The organism is Mesorhizobium sp. ORM8.1, from assembly GCF_053005525.2.
The window spans coordinates 4,688,548-4,704,722 of sequence record NZ_CM132600.1 but is presented as its reverse complement, the minus strand read 5'-3'; the positions used below and the strand labels follow the sequence as shown (position 1 = coordinate 4,704,722).

Sequence of the window (16,175 nt, the reverse complement as noted above, 5' to 3'; positions counted from 1 at the left end):
GCGAGTCTCACATAACAAATGATGGTCAATGCCGAGCCGAGGAGGTCGCGGCCCAATGCAATGGCGGAGCCCGTCCGTCTACAGGATTTTGGTTGCGAGATTGTCCAGCCGGGAGTTCTCGTGGTAGGCCAAGCGCACCGCAACGGCGCCTACGATGCCGGTGACGACACCACCGATCACGTCAGTAAGGTAGTGCGTGCCGATGTAAATTCTCGACCAGCAGACCAGAAATGCCAGACCGCCAAGGGCAATCGTTCGGCGCGGCAGAGCTTGCATCGCGAACGCCGCAACGATCGCTACGGTCGCAGTCGCGTGATCTGAGGGGAATGACCAGTCGGCGCTGGGCGAAATCAACAAATGCGTCACCCCGGCATCGTAGGGCCGTATCCGATGCACGAACAACAGTATGAACTGGTTGATCGCCAGACCCAGCAAGAACGCGAGCCCAGCCGACAAGGCCGCATGTCGAACATGGTAACGGTCGGCCTTCACCCACCATTGCAGAGCCACAGCCAACACCATGAGCGGCACGCCTATTTGCGAGACGCCGACCATTGCCCTGTCAAGCACGGGGTGGAACCCGGCAGCCGCGTTGATCCAGTGAGTGAGAGTTGCATCCATTCGTTCTTGCTTCCGTTATGGTGGTTCGTGAGGTGATTTATGAGAGCCGTCGACGAACGCCACATCCATCAGATTTTTGAAGTCAGCGTCTGGCTCAAGGGCGCGCATGCCCTGATCGAATGTCTCGGTGGTGTGCTGCTCTATTTCGTCACCACGGACGCGATTGCGTCGTGGGTCAATGCCCTCACCCAAGATGAGTTGATCGAAGATCCGAACGATTTCATAGCTGGCCATCTGTCGCAGATGGCGAGCCATTTCTCGGTCGCCAGCAAGGAGTTCTACGCCTTCTACCTGCTCAGCCACGGCCTGATTAAGCTGCTGTTGGTTGTCGGCCTTCTGCGAGGCAAGCTGTGGTCCTATCCTGCCTCGCTCGTGGCGCTCGGAGCGTTCATGGTCTACCAAATCTATCGCTGGTCCTACACCCATTCTGCCGGCCTCTTGGTGTTGACCGTCTTTGACGCGGTGGTGATGGTGCTGATCTGGCACGAATGGGGCGTGATGCGGCGACACAAGCCGGCATGATAGCCGAGCTATCGACTCCGCCTTTGCCCAACCCATCTGATGACGGACCAGCACAAAATTGCCCAAGCGGAACCAACGCACCAACCTGCGAGGACATCGGTGGGATAAGTGTACACCGATCACCTCAGCCCAACCCATGATCGTCAAGAACGAGGCGAGCGATACGAAGCAGGCTTCAACACGATGATCAGGACCGCAGCCCGGGCGGTATTCACAAGGCCATACGGGCAATATGCGATTGCGTCGCCTTTAATGGCCTGCCATCCGAAGCTCGGAGCAAAGGATGAGATAGCGTCACTTTTGATGGCCTGCCATCCGAAGCTCGAAGAGCGAAGGATGGTGCCCCTAGCCGGGATCGAACCAGCACTCCTTGCGGAACTCGATTTTGAGTCGAGCGCGTCTACCAATTCCGCCATAGGGGCTCAGGCCGGGCGGCCTGGATGGGCGCGGACTATACGGTTGGACGGCCTTTCGTCAACTGGCCTGTTGCCGATTTTGGCGATGCCGACTGCGCACGAAGCAGGCCTTTTCGCCTTGGGAAGGCTCAACCATTGTGCGGTGCGGAAAATCTTTCTAGAGAAGCCGGAGTTTAAGCCGCTCTGGTCGAAAAGGGCGGCTGCGGCGCTTTGGGCTCTTGTTTCGCGCATGCCCGCAGCCGAAAACCGCTGCGCCGTTCCAGGCGATATGCACTAGGAGAGCCGATGCTACGCGGACTTTACGACTGGACGCTGTCGCTGGCGGCGCGCAAATCCGCCGAATGGTGGCTGGCTTTCATCGCCTTCGTCGAAAGCTCGGTGTTCTTCATTCCGGCCGACGTGCTGTTCCTGCCCATGGCGCTGGCGCGGCCCGAACGCGCCTATCGCTACGCGCTGACCGCCACCGTCGCGTCCGTGCTGGGCGGCATTGCCGGCTGGTTGATCGGCTACTATGCCTACGACACGATAGCACGGCCGATGCTGGAGCATTTCGGCGGCCTTGCCACGTTCGAGAAATGGCAGTCGTCCGGCACCGGGCTGATGCTGGTGCTGCTGGTCACATCCGGCGCTGCGCACCTGCCGCCGATCAAGGTGGTCACCATTCTGGCCGGGGCGCTTCACGTCAATCTTGTTGTCTTCATCGTCTCGGCGATCGCGGCGCGCGGCGCCCGCTTCCTGCTGCTTGCCTGGCTGCTTCGCCGCTATGGCGAATCGATCAAGGAGTTCATCGAAAAACGCCTGGGATTGATTGTCGGCGCCGGCGCCGCTGCCCTTATTTTGCTCTATATCCTCGTCAGATACGCCCACGGATAACCAACCGAGCGGACCAGCCCAGATGACAGCGACCATGACTGCCGACACCGGACGCCAGCGGACGCGCGCCGCGCTGTTTCTCGCCGTTGCCATGGCTGCGACTGTCGGCTCGGCGCTCGCCTTCCAGTATATCGGCGGCTACATCCCTTGCCATCTCTGCCTGGAGCAGCGCACGCCCTATTACATCGGCGTGCCGCTGATGCTGCTGGCGGCGATCGCCTCGATGCTGCATGCGCCGGCCTGGGTGGCGCGTGGCCTGCTCGGCATCGGCGGCCTGCTGATGCTCTACGGCCTCTATCTCGGCGTCTATCATTCCGGCGTCGAATGGCAGTGGTGGGCCGGCCCGGCCGACTGCACGGCGGGCGCCGGCCCGGTCGACACCGGCGGCAAAGGCGTGCTCGACGCGCTCGATAAATTCGTGCCGCCCTCCTGCGACAAGGCGGCGCTCCGCATCCTCGGCCTGTCGCTCGCCGGCTGGAACGCCATCGCCAGCCTCGTCCTAGCCGCCGTCGCCTTCCGCAGCGCGCTGTCGCGCGATTGAAACTTCCAAAGCGCCGACGCAGAGTTCGTCCAGAAATTCGCCAGCCCGGATCGGCTGGCGCAGCTTTCGAGAACCGAAGCGGAGCGTACTTAAGTACGTGAGCATCGGAAGCGCAGAAAGCTGCGTCAGACGGCCGGGCTCGCGGATTTATGCCGAACTCTATGGTTCCAGTTCGACATCCCAGTAGAGATAATCCATCCAGCTTTCATGCAGATGGTTGGGCGGGAACAGGCGGCCGTTGTTGTGCAGATCGTGCACCGTCGGCTGGAACGGCTTCTGCAGCGGCCACATCTTGGCCTGGGCCGGCATCATGCCGCCCTTCCTGAGATTGCAGGGCGAGCAGGCGGCGACGACATTCTCCCAGGTCGTCGCCCCACCGCGATGGCGCGGGATGACGTGGTCGAAGGTCAGATCTTCCGGCGTGCCGCAATACTGGCACTGGAAACGGTCGCGCAGGAACACGTTGAAGCGCGTGAAGGCAGGGTGCCTGGACGGCTTCACATAGGCTTTCAGGCTGACCACGCTCGGCAGCTTCATCGAGAAGGTCGGCGATGAGACGGCATGCTCGTATTCGGCGACAATGTTGACCCGGTCGAGGAAAACAGCCTTGATGGCGTCCTGCCAGGACCAGAGCGACAAAGGGTAATAGCTGAGCGGACGGTAGTCCGCATTCAGCACCAGCGCGGGGAGCCCATCCGGAGATACGGCAACCGTCACGTCTTGGCCTCCTTAATCCAGAACCGAACGGCGCGGATACTGTAAGCCCGACATGACAGGGATGTGAAGCAGATTGTCTCTCGCCGAAAGCCGCAAAAATGCATAATTTTCAGGCTTTTTTGTTGATTTCCGCAGGAGGTGCGGCATCCCTGCCCTTCAATTCACGGTAGTAGGCCCAAAAAAGCCGCGACGCGACCCCCGCCAGGGGCTCCATGATTCGGCGAGGCGAACCAGCATTTTCTCCGGTGGGCGCGGGTCGATCCCAAGCGCATGGCCGACCGCCGTCTGCAGCGCGACGTCGCGCGCGGGAAAGATGTCGGGATGGCCGGCGGCGAATAGAAGATAGACTTCCGCCGTCCACGGACCGATGCCCGGCACGGCCATCATCGCGGCGATCGCCTCCTCGGCGTCGAGCGAGCAGAGGTGGTAGAGGTCGAGCCCGCCGGCCACGGCTTCAGCTACCGCAAGCAGCCCGCGCTGCTTCGGCCGCGAAAGCCCGGCATCGCGAAAGATGTCTTCGCCGGCGGCAAGGATCGCTTCCGGCGTCAACGGATCGACCAGCTTCGTCAGCCGCCCGAAAATGGCGTCGGCGCTCGCGCGGGAAACTTGCTGCGAAACGACGATCGAGGCAAGGCTCCTGAACCCCGGTTCCGACAGCCTGAGCGGCACCTCGCCGGCCATGCCTCGCACCGTCTCCAGCCGCGGATCGATCAGGCAGAGCGCGTCGAGCCCTGTCGTAATGTCGTCGAGCGAAGCGATGCGTTGCACGTTGCTGTTCCCAGGATCGTCGCAAAGTGGCAATTGATGGCTAGATATCAATCGCCTGGCAACCCGAATGCCGCTTCAGACATGACGCTCCTGACATTCCGCTTCGCGCCGAGCCCGAATGGCGAGCTGCATCTCGGCCATGCCTATTCGGCCCTGCTCAATCAGCGCCAGGCGGCGCAAGCCGGCGGCCGGCTGCTCTTGCGCATCGAGGATATCGACATCACCCGCTGCACACCGGAATTCGAAGCCGGCATCTTTCGCGATCTGGAATGGCTGGGGCTGAAGTGGGAGCAACCGGTGCGTCGCCAGTCCGAGCATTTCGCCGAATACCGTGCGGTGCTCGACCGGCTGATCGCCGAGGAACTGGTCTACCCCGCCTTCATGAGCCGTGGCGAAATCCGCGCCTTCATCGCCGAGACCGGCGGCCGCGACTGGCCGCGCGACCCGGATGGCGTGCCGGTCTACCCGTCGCTCGACAAGGCCTTGCCGATGAAGGAACGCAAGCGGCGGATTGCCGAGGACATGCCCTTCGCCTGGCGCCTCGACGTCGAAGCCGCAATTGCGCGCGCCTCCAAGGGTCTGTCATGGAGCGAATTCACCGACGAAACCATGACGGCGACGCGAACGGTTGAGGCGACATCGCGCGAATGGGGCGATGTCATCGTCGCCCGCCGCGACATCCCGACCAGCTACCACCTTGCCGTCATTCTCGACGATGCGCTGCAGGGCGTCAGCCATGTCGTGCGCGGCCTTGACCTCTATTCGGCGACCGGCGTGCAACGCCTGTTGCAGGACCTGCTTGGCCTCGCGCCACCGCGCTACTTCCACCACCGCCTGATCCTGGGGCCGGACGGCAGGAAGCTTTCGAAGAGTTTCAAGGATACCGGCCTCGCCGCCCTGCGTGATGACGGCGCGTCGCCACAGGACGTCCAGCGGCTTGTAGGGTTCTGATTACAGGCGCGCCAGACCCGCCTTCAGGAGCGCCACCGCGCTGATGAACGCGAAGGCGCCGCCAAGACCGCAGGCGGTCGCGAGCCTCAAGTCGTTGAGGGCGATGCCATGCCTGTTCGCGACCAGCACCGCGATGAAAAACCCTGCGATAAAGAGCAAGGTGTTGCCGGTCGGACCGAAACCGCTCTCCTTCAGGATCGCGTCGAGCACGGCACCGAAAAGGAAGCCGAAAGCGGCAATGATCGCGAGCGCGAGCACAAGATCGGTCGTATCGAGATGCAAAAACATGCCCTACCATGGCGCTGCGACACGCCATGCCTCCGTTGGCACCGTTCGTTGAATTCAACTTAGCTTATGGATCAACCGTTTCGCTTTGCTTGCCGGATTGAACGGCATTAGAGCAATTGCCGTCATCAACCTTTCACCCCACCCAGGCTCCGACAATGCAAAGCATCAAGCGGTTCATCCCCGCCTCTTTCGTCGTCCTGTGGGCGACCGGCTTCATCGGCGCGCGCTATGCCATGCCCTGGGCGGAGCCTTTCACCTTCCTCGCCATCCGCTTCGTGCTCGCGGCCATCATCCTGGCCGGCCTGACGGTCCTGCTCGGTTCGCGCCGGTCGACGCGCGCGGAAGCGCTGCACGCGACGATCGCGGGGATGCTCATGCATGGCGTCTATCTCGGTGCCGTCTTCTGGGCGATCCACAGAGGCATGCCGGCCGGGCTTTCGGCATTGATCGTCGGCCTGCAGCCGCTGATCACGGCGGTGCTTGCCGGCAAATTCCTCGGCGAGGCGATCCTGCCGCGCCACTGGGCCGGCCTTGCCGTCGGGCTCATCGGCGTCATCATCGTGCTGTGGCCGAAGCTTGGAGCGATGGGCGGCGGCGTCACGCCGGCAACGCTGATCGCGTCCTTGATTTCGGTGCTCGGCATGAGCGCCGGCACCATCTGGCAGAAGCGCTACGCGTCCGGCGGCGACCTGGTTTCGGCGACCATGTGGCAATATGTCGGCGGCTCGGCCCTGATGATCCTGGGCTCGTTGGCTTTCGAAACGCGCGCCGTCACCATCAATGGCGAGCTCATCTTCGCTTTTGCCTGGCTGGTCTTGGTGCTGTCGATCGGCGCGATCTTCCTGCTTATGGTGATGATCAGGGACGGCGAAATGTCGAAGGTGGCTTCGCTGTTCTACCTGGTGCCGGCCGTCACCGCCGTCATCGCCTGGGCCTTGTTCGGCGAACAGCTCGACGCGCTGCAGATCGCCGGCATGGCGATTGCCACGCTTGGTGTCGGCCTGGCCACCGCGCGGCCAGCCAAGGGAAGAACTGGGGAATTGAGGAATTGAGGAATTGAGGAATTGAGGAACTGAAGAACTGGAGAACTGGAGAACGAGAACTGGAGAAGAAGCACACGGCGGCGGATATGGCCGCTTTTCTCCTCAATTCCTCAGTTCCCCAGTTCCTCAATTCCTCAATTCCTCAATTCCCCAGCTCCTCAATTCCTCAATTCCCCAGTTCCCCAGTTCCCAGTCCGGCATCTCATCCGACCCTGGCGCGCGCTTCGAGATAGCGGCTTATCGAGGCGTTGAGCTCGCCGCCCATGATGAAAATTGCCGACAACATGTACAGGAAGACCACCGCGATCATGATCGAGGCAAGCCCCGCATAGGTCGTCACATAGGACGAGAAGTGGTCGAGATAGGTGGCGAAGACGGTTGAGCCGATCAGCCAGGCGACCAGCGTGAAGGCGATGCCCGGTATGATCGAGACGAACCGGCGTTTGCCGGCCGGCAGCCAGATGTGCACGGCAAACAGCCCGCCGACGATGACGGCGGAAGCAATGACGTAACGCCACAGTGTGATGGTGCCCATATAGGGCTGGATCCCTTCGATATGCGCTTCGGCCAGCCGCGCCAGCAGCGGCGCGAAGATCAGAAGTACGCTGATCGCCAGGAAGCAGGCCGTGGCGATCAACACGAAGATGATGCTCTGCACCCTGCGGTAGATGATGCCGCGCGTCTCCGTCACCCGATAGGCGCGGTTGAGCGAGGTGCGCAGCGCCTCGATGCCGTTCGAGGCGAAATAGGCGGCAAGCAGCACGCCGTAGGTGAGAAGGTCGGTGCGTCTGACGGTCAGCACATTCTGCACCTCCTGCGCGATCGGCTTGGCAATCTGCTCCGGCCAGGTGTCGAAGACCAGATGCACGGCCGTGTCGGCGAAGGCGCGCGCGCCGAGAAAGCTGCCGAGCGTCGTGGCGAAGATCAGGAACGGAAACAGCGCCATCAGCGAGGTGATCGCCAGATGGCTGGCCATCGCCCAGCCGTCATCGGTGTTGAAATGGCCTACCGCATCGTAGAGCACACGCTTGAGGGCGACGATATTCCGCAGCAATTGCCCTCGCTCCGCTCGATTGTGTCGACGCCGCGAATATGGGAAGTGATTGCGGCAAATGGCAACCCCGGTTCAGACAACGATTTCCACCGCCAAAGAGTTGCGCACCGTCATTGTCACCGGTGCCTCCTCCGGGATCGGCGCTTATTGCGCCCGCGCATTGAAGGCGGAAGGCTGGCAAGTGTTCGCCACGGCCCGCAAACCGGACGATATCGCCGCCCTAGCGGCGGACGGCATCGAGGCCTTCTATCTCGACTATCGCGAGCCGGAGTCGATCGCCGCCCTGGTCGATGCGGTGCTGGTTAAGACCGGCGGCACGCTCGATGCGCTGTTCAACAACGGCGCCTACGCGCAGCCCGGCGCGGTCGAGGACTTGCCTGTCGAGGCGCTGCGGGAACAGTTCGAGGCCAATTTCTTCGGCTGGCACGATCTCACCCGGCGCATCGTGCCGGTCATGCGCCGCCAGGGGCACGGCCGCCTTGTCCACTGTTCCTCGATCCTCGGACTGGCACCGGTCCGCTTTCGCGGCGCCTATTCGGCCTCCAAGCACGCCGTCGAGGGCTTGATGCTGTGCATGCGCCAGGAACTCGAAGGCAGTGGTATCCATCTATCGCTGATCGAGCCGGGGCCGGTGACCTCGAAGATCGCCAGCAATGCCCTGCCCTGGCTGCTGAAAAACATCGATGTCGAAAATTCCGCCCATCGCGCCGACTACGAGGCGCAGCTTGCACGCCTGCGGGCCGGCGGCAGCGTGTCGCGGCTGAAACCCGGACCGGAGATCGTGCATGCAGCGCTGCGTCACGCGCTTCTGTCACAGCGCCCGCGCCCGCACTATGTGGTAACGGTGCCGGCTAAGATCGGCGTGGTGCTGAAACGCATCCTGCCGGCGTCCCTGCTCTATCGCGTGCTTGCCAGGCGCGCCTGAGCGAACCGAACTGGAGCCGCCAGATGGTCACCGTCTTCAAAATTCTCGCCGTTGTGGCCATGGCCGCGGTCCTGATCGTGCTGATCCGCGGCCTCATCAACATGATGCGCGGCGGCGACGGCGTCACCTCGAACAAGCTGATGCAGGCGCGCGTGATGTTGCAGGCCGTCGCCTTGGCGCTGCTTCTGCTCGTCGTCTATTTCACCCGCAAATGACGGGCTTGGCAATTCCCGGAAAAGTGGGACAAGGTTTTCCGCCTGGAATTGCGTCAAAAACCGCTTAAGGGGGACGGCGTGGTCAAGCTCAACAAGATCTATACCCGCACCGGGGACGACGGCACCACTGGTCTGGGCACCGGTGAACGGCGGCTGAAATCCGACCTGCGCGTCGAGGCCTATGGCACCGTCGACGAAGCCAATGCCTGCATCGGCATGGCGCGCATCCACACCGGCGCCGGCCACCCCGCGATCGACGCCATGCTGGCGCGCATCCAGAACGACCTCTTCGATCTCGGCGCCGACCTTGCGGTCCCGGATGACGGCAAGCCGCTCGAATACGAACCTTTGCGCATCGTCGCCGCGCAGACCGACCGCGTCGAACGGGATATCGACCTCCTCAACAAGGACCTGCAACCGCTGAAATCCTTCGTGCTGAACGGCGGCACGCCGGCAGCGGCGGCGCTCCATCTGGCCCGCACCGTGGCGCGTCGCGCCGAGCGCCTCATGGTCGCGCTGGCGCAGGATCCAGCCGTGCATGTCAACCGCGAGGCGTTGAAATACATCAACCGCGTCTCGGACTTTCTGTTTGTCGCCGCCCGCGCGGTCAATGACAATGGAAATGCCGACGTGCTATGGGTGCCCGGCAAGAACCGCTGATTTTCGAAGCGGGAGGGTCCGATGTTCATCCCGCTTTACGACACCAACAGGCTGCGCCACATCCGTCTGCAATATGTGACGATCGGCCTGATCGTGGCCAATGCGCTGGTCTTTCTGGCAACCACGATCGGTGGCGAGAACTTCACCAATGCGGCGGTGCTCGGGCTCGGCTTCATTCCTTCGGTGGTCCATGACAAGGTCGAGCTCTCTCCTGAATTCGTCGTCATTCCCGAGAGCCTCAGCTACCTGACCTACTCGTTCCTGCATGCAGATATCTTCCATCTCGGCGGCAACATGCTGTTCCTTTGGGTGTTCGGCGACAATGTCGAGGATGCGCTCGGTCATCTCCGCTATCTGATCTTCTACCTGCTTTGCGCCGTCGCCGGCGCCTTCTTCCAGGGCCTGATGGCCTGGGATTCGCAGACGCCGCTGATTGGCGCCTCCGGTGCCATTGCCGGCGTCGTCGCCGCCTATCTGATCCTGTATCCGCGCGTCAAAGTCTGGGTGCTGGCCTTTGCCCGCATTCCGTTGCGCATCCCGGCCTTCATCCCGCTGATCCTGTGGATCCTGTTCCAGGTGGTGATGTTTGCCGCCGGCGGCGAGAACCAGATCTCCTGGTCCTGCCATATTGGCGGCATCATCGCCGGCTCGATCCTGGTGCTTGTCCTGCGCAGCCGTGGCGTGCCGCTGTTCGCCGGCGCCGATGGCGAGCCGGACCCGACGCCCAACGTCCAGCAGGCGCCGGTCCCGATCGAGCCGCCGGCAGACGACGCCGTCCAGCAGGCGCCGCAATGGGGCCGTGGCGCAACATCGCCTCGGGACTGAACCGATTGAGTGCGTCGTGGGATATTGACGCGCCGGACTGCCGCCACTACGGAAGCCCCACCCGATTAGGCTGTTGAAGACCAGAATTCCGTCCGGCCAGAATTCCGGTTGGCCGGAATTCAGTCAGGAATGTCGGCTTTCGACAACTCTAGGCATATGCGTGCTGCTATAGCGCGCCCGATCTATCTCAGAAGAGGTGACAGGAAATGAAGATCCTTGTGCCCGTGAAGCGGGTTGTGGACGCCAACGTCAAGGTCCGGGTGAAAGCCGACGGACTGGGTGTCGAGCTTGCCAACGTCAAGATGGCGATGAACCCGTTTGACGAAATCGCGGTCGAGGAAGCGATCCGGATCAAGGAAGCCGGCAAGGCGGAAGAGATCATCGTGGTATCGATCGGCCCGCAGCAGGCGCAGGAAACGCTGCGCACGGCGCTCGCCATGGGCGCCGATCGCGCCATCCTGGTCAAGACCGATGAGCAGACCGAGCCGCTGGGCGTCGCCAAGGTGCTGAAGGGCGTGGTCGATGCAGAGAAGCCCGGCCTGGTCATCCTCGGCAAGCAGGCGATCGACGACGATAGCAACCAGACCGGCCAGATGCTGGCGGCACTGCTTGGCTGGGCTCAAGGGACATTCGCTTCCAAGATCGTGCTCGAAGGCGACAAAGCCAAGGTGACGCGCGAAGTCGATGGCGGCTTGCAGACCGTCGAGCTGAAGATGCCGGCTATCGTCACCGCCGACCTGCGCCTCAACCAGCCGCGCTATGCGTCTTTGCCCAACATCATGAAGGCCAAGAAGAAGCCGCTCGACGAGAAGAGCCCGGCGGACTATGGCGCCGACGTCAAGCCGCGCCTCAAGGTGGTCAAGACCGAGGAGCCGAGCGGCCGTAAGGCGGGCGTGAAGGTCAAGAGCGTCGCCGAGCTGGTCGACAAGCTGAAGAACGAAGCCGGCGTGCTCTAAGCGGTCAGGAAAGGACAACGAAATGGCTATTCTCCTCATCGCCGAACACGACAATGCAAGCCTTTCCGATCAGACTGGCAAAGCGCTGACGGCCGCGCTGCAGATCGGCTCCGATGTCGACGTGCTGGTCGCCGGCAAGGGCGCCAAGGGTGCCGCCGAGGCCGCCGCCAAGCTGAAGGGCGTGCGCAAGGTGCTGCTGGCCGAAGCCGACGAGCTTTCCGAGCGTCTCGCTGAACCAACAGCGGCACTCGTCGTATCGCTCGCGGGCGGTTACGACACCATCATCGCGCCGGCCACCTCGTCCGGCAAGAATGTCGCGCCGCGCGTCGCGGCCCTGCTCGACGTCGCCCAGGTGTCGGAAATCATCGAAGTGGTCTCGCCCGACACCTTCAAGCGCCCGATCTATGCCGGCAATGCCATCCAGACCGTGCAGTCGACCGACGCCAAGAAGGTCATCACGGTACGCACCGCCTCGTTCCAGGCGGCGCCTGAAGGCGGTTCAGCCTCGGTCGAAACCGTTGGCGCCGCGGCCAATCCGGGTCTCTCTTCCTTCGTCGAGAACAAGCTCTCGGAGAACGACCGTCCGGAGCTGACCTCGGCCAAGATCATCATCTCCGGCGGCCGCGCGCTCGGCTCCTCGGAGAAGTTCCAGGAGGTCATCCTGCCGGTTGCCGACAAGCTCGGCGCCGCCGTCGGCGCCTCGCGCGCCGCCGTCGATGCCGGCTACGCGCCGAACGACTGGCAAGTCGGCCAGACCGGCAAGGTGGTCGCGCCCGACCTCTACATCGCCGTCGGCATCTCCGGCGCCATCCAGCATCTCGCCGGCATGAAGGACTCCAAGGTCATCGTGGCCATCAACAAGGACGAGGAAGCGCCGATCTTCCAGGTTGCCGATTACGGCCTGGTCGGCGATCTCTTTGTCATCCTGCCGGAGCTGCAAAAGGCGCTTTGACGCCTTCTGCCTTGACGTACTAAATTGTGAAGGGTGGGGTAGACGAAGTCGCCCCGCCCTTTTAGTTTGCACCGCACAAAAAATGCGGGCCATCAAGGCTCAAAGCAATTCCAGTGGAGCGCCGAGCAGTTTTCCGCCCGGAATTGCGTTAAACAAGCAGATGAGAGCGTTTCTCGCTTCCTAGAAGCGGAGATGCTCCAGACGGGATCGGGGTAATGAGCAAGATCGAAACGATCGGTATTGTCGGCGCGGGCCAGATGGGCGGCGGCATCGCCCATGTCTCGGCGTTGGGTGGCTACAAGGTGCTCATCCACGATTTGTCGCCCGACCGCATCGAGAAGGGCATTGCCACCATCAGCGGCAACATGGCCCGCCAGGTTGGGTCCGGTAAGCTTGAGGAGAAGGCGCGCAACGACGCGATGGCGCGCATCTCGGCCGCCCCGACCATGGCCGACCTCGCCGCCGCCGATCTGGTGATCGAGGCGGCGACCGAGGACGAGACGGTCAAGCGCAAGATCTACGCCCAGCTCTGTCCGCAGCTCAATCCGGAAGCGATCCTGGCGACCAACACCTCATCGATCTCGATCACCCGGCTTGCCGCGCAGACCGACCGTCCCGAACGCTTCATCGGCATTCATTTCATGAACCCGGTGCCGGTGATGAAGCTGGTCGAGCTGGTGCGCGGCATCGCCACCGAGGATCAGACCTTCGAGGCAGCCAAGTCCTATGTGAAGCATCTCGACAAGACGATCACCGTCTCCGAGGATTTCCCGGCCTTCATCGTCAACCGCATCCTTTTGCCGATGATCAACGAAGCGATTTACACGCTTTACGAAGGCGTCGGTTCGGTCGATGCCATCGACACAGCCATGCGGCTCGGCGCCAACCACCCGATGGGGCCGCTGCAGCTCGCCGATTTCATCGGCCTCGACACCTGTCTGTCGATCATGCAGGTGCTGCATGAGGGCCTGTCGGATTCGAAATACCGTCCCTGCCCGCTGCTGGTGAAATATGTCGAGGCCGGCTGGCTCGGCCGCAAGACCGGCCGTGGCTTCTACGACTATCGCGGCGAACATCCGGTGCCGACGCGCTGATCCTTCTAGCTCAGGACGCCGCCGCAAGCGGCGCTGGCGCTGTCTCGTCGCTGATATCCTCTTCAGGCGCCGCTGAAACGCAGCCTCGCCCGGCCGCCTTGGCGGCATAGCAGGCGGCATCGGCGCGGGCGATGATCTCATCCACCTCGCCGCAGCCGGCCCGGATCGGCGCGAGCCCGATGCTGGCGCCGATCGAATGCGGGCGGCCGTCCCAGCTGAAGTTCAGGTTGCGGATGGCGTCGATGATCGAGCGCGCCGCGATCGGTGCGCGGGCAATCGCGCCCGACTTCAAGATGACGGCGAATTCGTCGCCGCCGAGCCGCGCGACGATATCCTCCGCCCCCAGCACGTCGCGGATGGCGTCGGCCACGCGCTTCAGCAGCGCATCGCCCGCGGCGTGGCCACCGGTATCGTTGACCGCCTTGAAGTGATCGAGATCGACGAACATGAACTGATGCTCGCCGCCGCTGAGCCGGCACTGATCAACCAGGTCCTCCATGGTGCGGATGAAGCTCGAGCGATTGGCGAGCCCGGTCAGCGCGTCGTGAGCGGCGGCGTAGGCCAGCTGGCGCTGCAGGGCGCGCGCATCGGTGAAGTCCTGGAAGACGATGACCAGGCCGCAGAATTCGCTGCGGTCATTCATGATCGGCGACACCACCTGGCGGATGCTGCAGCGCGTATCGTCGCGGCGCACAAGAACGGCGCGGGTGTTCTGGTCGCTGTGACTGCGGTCACCGGCCAAAGGCCTTGTCAGGCCGATCCGCTGGCCGGTTTCTTCATCGACCGCCCAGTAGATGTGGCCGAGCACCTTGCCCAGCGCCTCGCCGGCGGCAACGCCGGTGAGCTTTTCGGCGACCGGGTTCATGAAAGTGACGCGGTTGGCGGCATCGGTGCAGATGACCGCATCGCCGATCGACTGTAGCGTCACTCTGAGCCGCTCCTTTTCGTCGGCCAGCATCGCCGCCGAAACCATGAGGCGCGCCTCGGCTTCCTTGCGCTGGGTGATGTCGGTCAAGCTGCCGATGGCCCTGACCAGCCGCCCTTCGGCATCACGCTCGATCGCCTTGCCGCGATCGAGGATCCAGACCCAGTGGCCGTCCTTGTGCTGCATGCGGAATTCGGCTTCGAAGAAAGGCGTCTCATCGGCAAGATGCGCCCGATCCGCGTCGGCGACGCGGTCGCGGTCGTCCGGATGGATCATGGTCAGCCAACGGTCCGGGTCGCCGTCGAGCTCGCCATCCGCATAGCCCAGCATCTTCACCCAGGTCTCGGAATAGGTCGTGCCGCCCTTGTGCATGTCGAGGCTCCACACGCCTTGTCCGGCGCTGGTGAGCGCGAAGTTCCAGCGTGTTTCGGCTTCAGCGATGCGCGCCTCGGCCTGTTTGCGCGCGTCGATGTCCTCGATTTGCGACACGAGATAGAGCGGCTTGCCGGTCTCTTCGTCGCGAATGACCGAGCCGGCGAGCTGCGACCAGACCGGGGTTCCGTCTTTCCTCAGATAGCGCTTTTCGAAATGGAAGGAATCGATCTTGCCTTCCTTCAGATTGATCATGGTCTCGCGCCCGATCTGCAGATCGTCGGGATGGGTGATCTCAAAGAAGGTCAGCGCCTCGATCTCCGCGCGGCTGTAGCCGAGCATTGCGGCAAAGGCCGGATTGGCCTGCAGGATACGGCCATCAAGGCCGACGATGGCAACGCCGATCGCCGAATCTTCCATGGCGCGGCGGAAGCGCTGCTCGCTCTCCGCGATCTGCCTGCGGTCGTCGACCAAGCGGTGAATGAACAGCGCCGAGAGGAACAGCATTGCGGCTGTGATGGCGACGGAAATCTGCAGGGCAAGCTTCAGCGCGTCCGCTCCAAGCTCCAGGCGAGGCGACAGGACCGACAGGGCAACGGCAAGTACACCGACGGCCACCAATCCCTGCGCGGCGTGCCTGTCGGCACGAAGCCTTTTCCAGTTCAACCACGTCACAATGCGATCCCACCCCAACACGCAACTGCATGTTGCCACAACCCTGGCGGATCGATTTTAAGGAATGGTTGCGTGGACGGTAGCGGTTACACCGGTAACCGGCAAACAATTGCCGGCATGATTAAGGATCGGTGAGCGACGGCTACCAGCGGACGAAAAGCCGCCCGCCGATCGCCCCGAGCAGAGCCAGGAAGGCGATGGCGATCGTATACCAAGTGGCGACGAACAGCGGCGAATCGTCGAAGCAATGCGCGGCGTAGAAGGTTGCCGCAAGCCCTCCGGCGAGCAGACCGGCGGCCGCTCCCGCAAGCACCGGCCGGGTCGGCGCGCCATAGCGCAGCATGCCGAGGAAGATCGCCAGCGGACCGATGCCGATCAGCGGAATGAAGCTCATGCAGATCATCATGTTGGAGCCGACCATCCGCCTGCCCCAGTCGGCTTCGGGCACAACATATAGCTCCAGCGCCACCGCCACGACGACCAGGAGCGGCGCGGCGATCATCCACGCCATCGCCCGCCTGGTGGAAGCACCCGGCATCGACAGAGCGCGGATCAGCGCAAAGGCGCTGGCGGCGAGCACCAGCGTGAAGACGAACTTCGACATGAAGCGCATGGTGTGCATGGCCGGCATGATGTCGGGGCGAGGCCCGATGGTCGCAAAGAAGATGGCCGCGGCGATCGCCACCGCCACGCCGACGGCCAGCCACCAGGCCTTGCCCAGCGGCATTGCCTTGTTGCGGGCATCGGCGTCGAGCGCCTTGATGAGATCCTCGGTCCTCATG

Annotated in this window: 18 protein-coding genes, 1 tRNA gene and 1 pseudogene; 12 read left to right on the top strand and 8 right to left on the bottom strand. The window is 63.0% G+C overall.

Going from position 1 to position 16,175, the window contains the following annotated elements:
* Positions 1-78: 78 nt before the first annotated feature.
* Positions 79-621 (bottom strand): phosphatase PAP2 family protein, encoded by a 543-nt coding sequence (locus tag ACVDG8_RS23700; protein ID WP_447256885.1) that lies wholly within the window; start codon positions 619-621, stop codon positions 79-81.
* A gap of 39 nt (positions 622-660) precedes the next feature.
* On the opposite strand from ACVDG8_RS23700, the gene ACVDG8_RS23695 reads away from it, so the two are divergent.
* Positions 661-1,143, top strand: a complete 483-nt coding sequence (locus tag ACVDG8_RS23695; protein ID WP_447256884.1) for a DUF2127 domain-containing protein — start codon at positions 661-663, stop codon at positions 1,141-1,143.
* 337 nt (positions 1,144-1,480) lie between these two features.
* Here the strand turns inward: ACVDG8_RS23695 and ACVDG8_RS23690 are convergent.
* A tRNA-Leu gene (locus tag ACVDG8_RS23690) sits at positions 1,481-1,565 on the bottom strand.
* Between the two features lie 279 nt (positions 1,566-1,844).
* Here ACVDG8_RS23690 and ACVDG8_RS23685 point away from each other — a divergent pair.
* Both ACVDG8_RS23685 and ACVDG8_RS23680 read left to right on the top strand, forming a co-directional pair.
* Positions 1,845-2,432 carry a YqaA family protein gene (locus tag ACVDG8_RS23685; protein WP_447256883.1) on the top strand — a complete coding sequence of 196 codons (588 nt, stop codon included), beginning with the start codon at positions 1,845-1,847 and terminating at the stop codon, positions 2,430-2,432.
* A gap of 22 nt (positions 2,433-2,454) precedes the next feature.
* Positions 2,455-2,973, top strand: coding sequence for a disulfide bond formation protein B (locus tag ACVDG8_RS23680; RefSeq protein WP_447256882.1), 519 nt, complete (start codon positions 2,455-2,457; stop codon positions 2,971-2,973).
* A 159-nt stretch (positions 2,974-3,132) separates the two neighbouring features.
* Here ACVDG8_RS23680 and ACVDG8_RS23675 read toward each other — a convergent pair whose 3' ends face one another.
* The gene (locus ACVDG8_RS23675; protein ID WP_140533775.1) at positions 3,133-3,690 is read right to left on the bottom strand and encodes an HNH endonuclease; all 558 of its coding nucleotides are present in this window, start codon (positions 3,688-3,690) and stop codon (positions 3,133-3,135) included.
* 109 nt (positions 3,691-3,799) lie between these two features.
* Positions 3,800-4,458 (bottom strand): annotated as a pseudogene (locus ACVDG8_RS23670) (DNA-3-methyladenine glycosylase family protein).
* An 81-nt stretch (positions 4,459-4,539) separates the two neighbouring features.
* Here ACVDG8_RS23670 and gluQRS point away from each other — a divergent pair.
* Positions 4,540-5,409, top strand: a complete 870-nt coding sequence (gene gluQRS / locus ACVDG8_RS23665; RefSeq protein WP_447257423.1) for a tRNA glutamyl-Q(34) synthetase GluQRS — start codon at positions 4,540-4,542, stop codon at positions 5,407-5,409.
* On the opposite strand, the gene ACVDG8_RS23660 is transcribed toward gluQRS, so the two are convergent.
* Positions 5,410-5,667 carry a hypothetical protein gene (locus ACVDG8_RS23660; protein WP_447256881.1) on the bottom strand — a complete coding sequence of 86 codons (258 nt, stop codon included), beginning with the start codon at positions 5,665-5,667 and terminating at the stop codon, positions 5,410-5,412.
* 185 nt (positions 5,668-5,852) lie between these two features.
* On the opposite strand from ACVDG8_RS23660, the gene ACVDG8_RS23655 reads away from it, so the two are divergent.
* A complete protein-coding gene (locus tag ACVDG8_RS23655; RefSeq protein ID WP_447256880.1) occupies positions 5,853-6,749 on the top strand; it encodes a DMT family transporter in 897 nt (298 codons plus the stop codon).
* A 193-nt stretch (positions 6,750-6,942) separates the two neighbouring features.
* On the opposite strand, the gene ACVDG8_RS23650 is transcribed toward ACVDG8_RS23655, so the two are convergent.
* Complete coding sequence (locus ACVDG8_RS23650; protein WP_447256879.1) at positions 6,943-7,794, bottom strand: YihY/virulence factor BrkB family protein; 852 nt, start codon at positions 7,792-7,794, stop codon at positions 6,943-6,945.
* A 58-nt stretch (positions 7,795-7,852) separates the two neighbouring features.
* Here ACVDG8_RS23650 and ACVDG8_RS23645 point away from each other — a divergent pair, with 58 nt between their 5' ends.
* From ACVDG8_RS23645 to ACVDG8_RS23615, 7 genes are all read left to right on the top strand, one after another.
* The gene (locus ACVDG8_RS23645; RefSeq protein WP_447256878.1) at positions 7,853-8,719 is read left to right on the top strand and encodes an SDR family oxidoreductase; all 867 of its coding nucleotides are present in this window, start codon (positions 7,853-7,855) and stop codon (positions 8,717-8,719) included.
* Positions 8,720-8,742: 23 nt separating this feature from the next.
* Positions 8,743-8,934: a twin transmembrane helix small protein gene (locus ACVDG8_RS23640; RefSeq protein WP_447256877.1), complete on the top strand. Its 192-nt coding sequence runs from the start codon at positions 8,743-8,745 to the stop codon at positions 8,932-8,934.
* Between the two features lie 78 nt (positions 8,935-9,012).
* Positions 9,013-9,594, top strand: coding sequence for a cob(I)yrinic acid a,c-diamide adenosyltransferase (locus tag ACVDG8_RS23635; RefSeq protein WP_447256876.1), 582 nt, complete (start codon positions 9,013-9,015; stop codon positions 9,592-9,594).
* Positions 9,595-9,615: 21 nt separating this feature from the next.
* Positions 9,616-10,419, top strand: a complete 804-nt coding sequence (locus ACVDG8_RS23630) for a rhomboid family intramembrane serine protease (protein ID WP_447256875.1) — start codon at positions 9,616-9,618, stop codon at positions 10,417-10,419.
* A 206-nt stretch (positions 10,420-10,625) separates the two neighbouring features.
* A complete protein-coding gene (locus ACVDG8_RS23625; protein ID WP_447256874.1) occupies positions 10,626-11,375 on the top strand; it encodes an electron transfer flavoprotein subunit beta/FixA family protein in 750 nt (249 codons plus the stop codon).
* Positions 11,376-11,397: 22 nt separating this feature from the next.
* The gene (locus ACVDG8_RS23620) at positions 11,398-12,327 is read left to right on the top strand and encodes an electron transfer flavoprotein subunit alpha/FixB family protein (protein ID WP_447256873.1); all 930 of its coding nucleotides are present in this window, start codon (positions 11,398-11,400) and stop codon (positions 12,325-12,327) included.
* 215 nt (positions 12,328-12,542) lie between these two features.
* The gene (locus ACVDG8_RS23615; RefSeq protein ID WP_371013049.1) at positions 12,543-13,421 is read left to right on the top strand and encodes a 3-hydroxybutyryl-CoA dehydrogenase; all 879 of its coding nucleotides are present in this window, start codon (positions 12,543-12,545) and stop codon (positions 13,419-13,421) included.
* A 10-nt stretch (positions 13,422-13,431) separates the two neighbouring features.
* Here the strand turns inward: ACVDG8_RS23615 and ACVDG8_RS23610 are convergent, their stop codons facing one another.
* Both ACVDG8_RS23610 and ACVDG8_RS23605 read right to left on the bottom strand, forming a co-directional pair.
* On the bottom strand, positions 13,432-15,336 hold the full coding sequence (locus tag ACVDG8_RS23610; protein WP_455707236.1) for a PAS domain S-box protein: 1,905 nt from the start codon (positions 15,334-15,336) through the stop codon (positions 13,432-13,434).
* A gap of 199 nt (positions 15,337-15,535) precedes the next feature.
* Positions 15,536-16,174: an NrsF family protein gene (locus tag ACVDG8_RS23605; protein ID WP_447256871.1), complete on the bottom strand. Its 639-nt coding sequence runs from the start codon at positions 16,172-16,174 to the stop codon at positions 15,536-15,538.
* Between the last annotated feature and the right edge of the window lies 1 nt (position 16,175).

What these genes read in the sequence shown, in the direction of transcription:
- ACVDG8_RS23700 (WP_447256885.1), bottom strand. Translation starts at nt 621, where the DNA reads ATGGATGCAACTCTCACTCACTGGATCAACGCGGCTGCCGGGTTCCAC.
- ACVDG8_RS23695 (WP_447256884.1), top strand. Translation starts at nt 661, where the DNA reads ATGAGAGCCGTCGACGAACGCCACATCCATCAGATTTTTGAAGTCAGC.
- ACVDG8_RS23685 (WP_447256883.1), top strand. Translation starts at nt 1,845, where the DNA reads ATGCTACGCGGACTTTACGACTGGACGCTGTCGCTGGCGGCGCGCAAA.
- ACVDG8_RS23680 (WP_447256882.1), top strand. Translation starts at nt 2,455, where the DNA reads ATGACAGCGACCATGACTGCCGACACCGGACGCCAGCGGACGCGCGCC.
- gluQRS (WP_447257423.1), top strand. Translation starts at nt 4,540, where the DNA reads ATGACGCTCCTGACATTCCGCTTCGCGCCGAGCCCGAATGGCGAGCTG.
- ACVDG8_RS23655 (WP_447256880.1), top strand. Translation starts at nt 5,853, where the DNA reads ATGCAAAGCATCAAGCGGTTCATCCCCGCCTCTTTCGTCGTCCTGTGG.
- ACVDG8_RS23645 (WP_447256878.1), top strand. Translation starts at nt 7,853, where the DNA reads ATGGCAACCCCGGTTCAGACAACGATTTCCACCGCCAAAGAGTTGCGC.
- ACVDG8_RS23640 (WP_447256877.1), top strand. Translation starts at nt 8,743, where the DNA reads ATGGTCACCGTCTTCAAAATTCTCGCCGTTGTGGCCATGGCCGCGGTC.
- ACVDG8_RS23630 (WP_447256875.1), top strand. Translation starts at nt 9,616, where the DNA reads ATGTTCATCCCGCTTTACGACACCAACAGGCTGCGCCACATCCGTCTG.
- ACVDG8_RS23625 (WP_447256874.1), top strand. Translation starts at nt 10,626, where the DNA reads ATGAAGATCCTTGTGCCCGTGAAGCGGGTTGTGGACGCCAACGTCAAG.
- ACVDG8_RS23620 (WP_447256873.1), top strand. Translation starts at nt 11,398, where the DNA reads ATGGCTATTCTCCTCATCGCCGAACACGACAATGCAAGCCTTTCCGAT.
- ACVDG8_RS23615 (WP_371013049.1), top strand. Translation starts at nt 12,543, where the DNA reads ATGAGCAAGATCGAAACGATCGGTATTGTCGGCGCGGGCCAGATGGGC.
- ACVDG8_RS23605 (WP_447256871.1), bottom strand. Translation starts at nt 16,174, where the DNA reads ATGAGGACCGAGGATCTCATCAAGGCGCTCGACGCCGATGCCCGCAAC.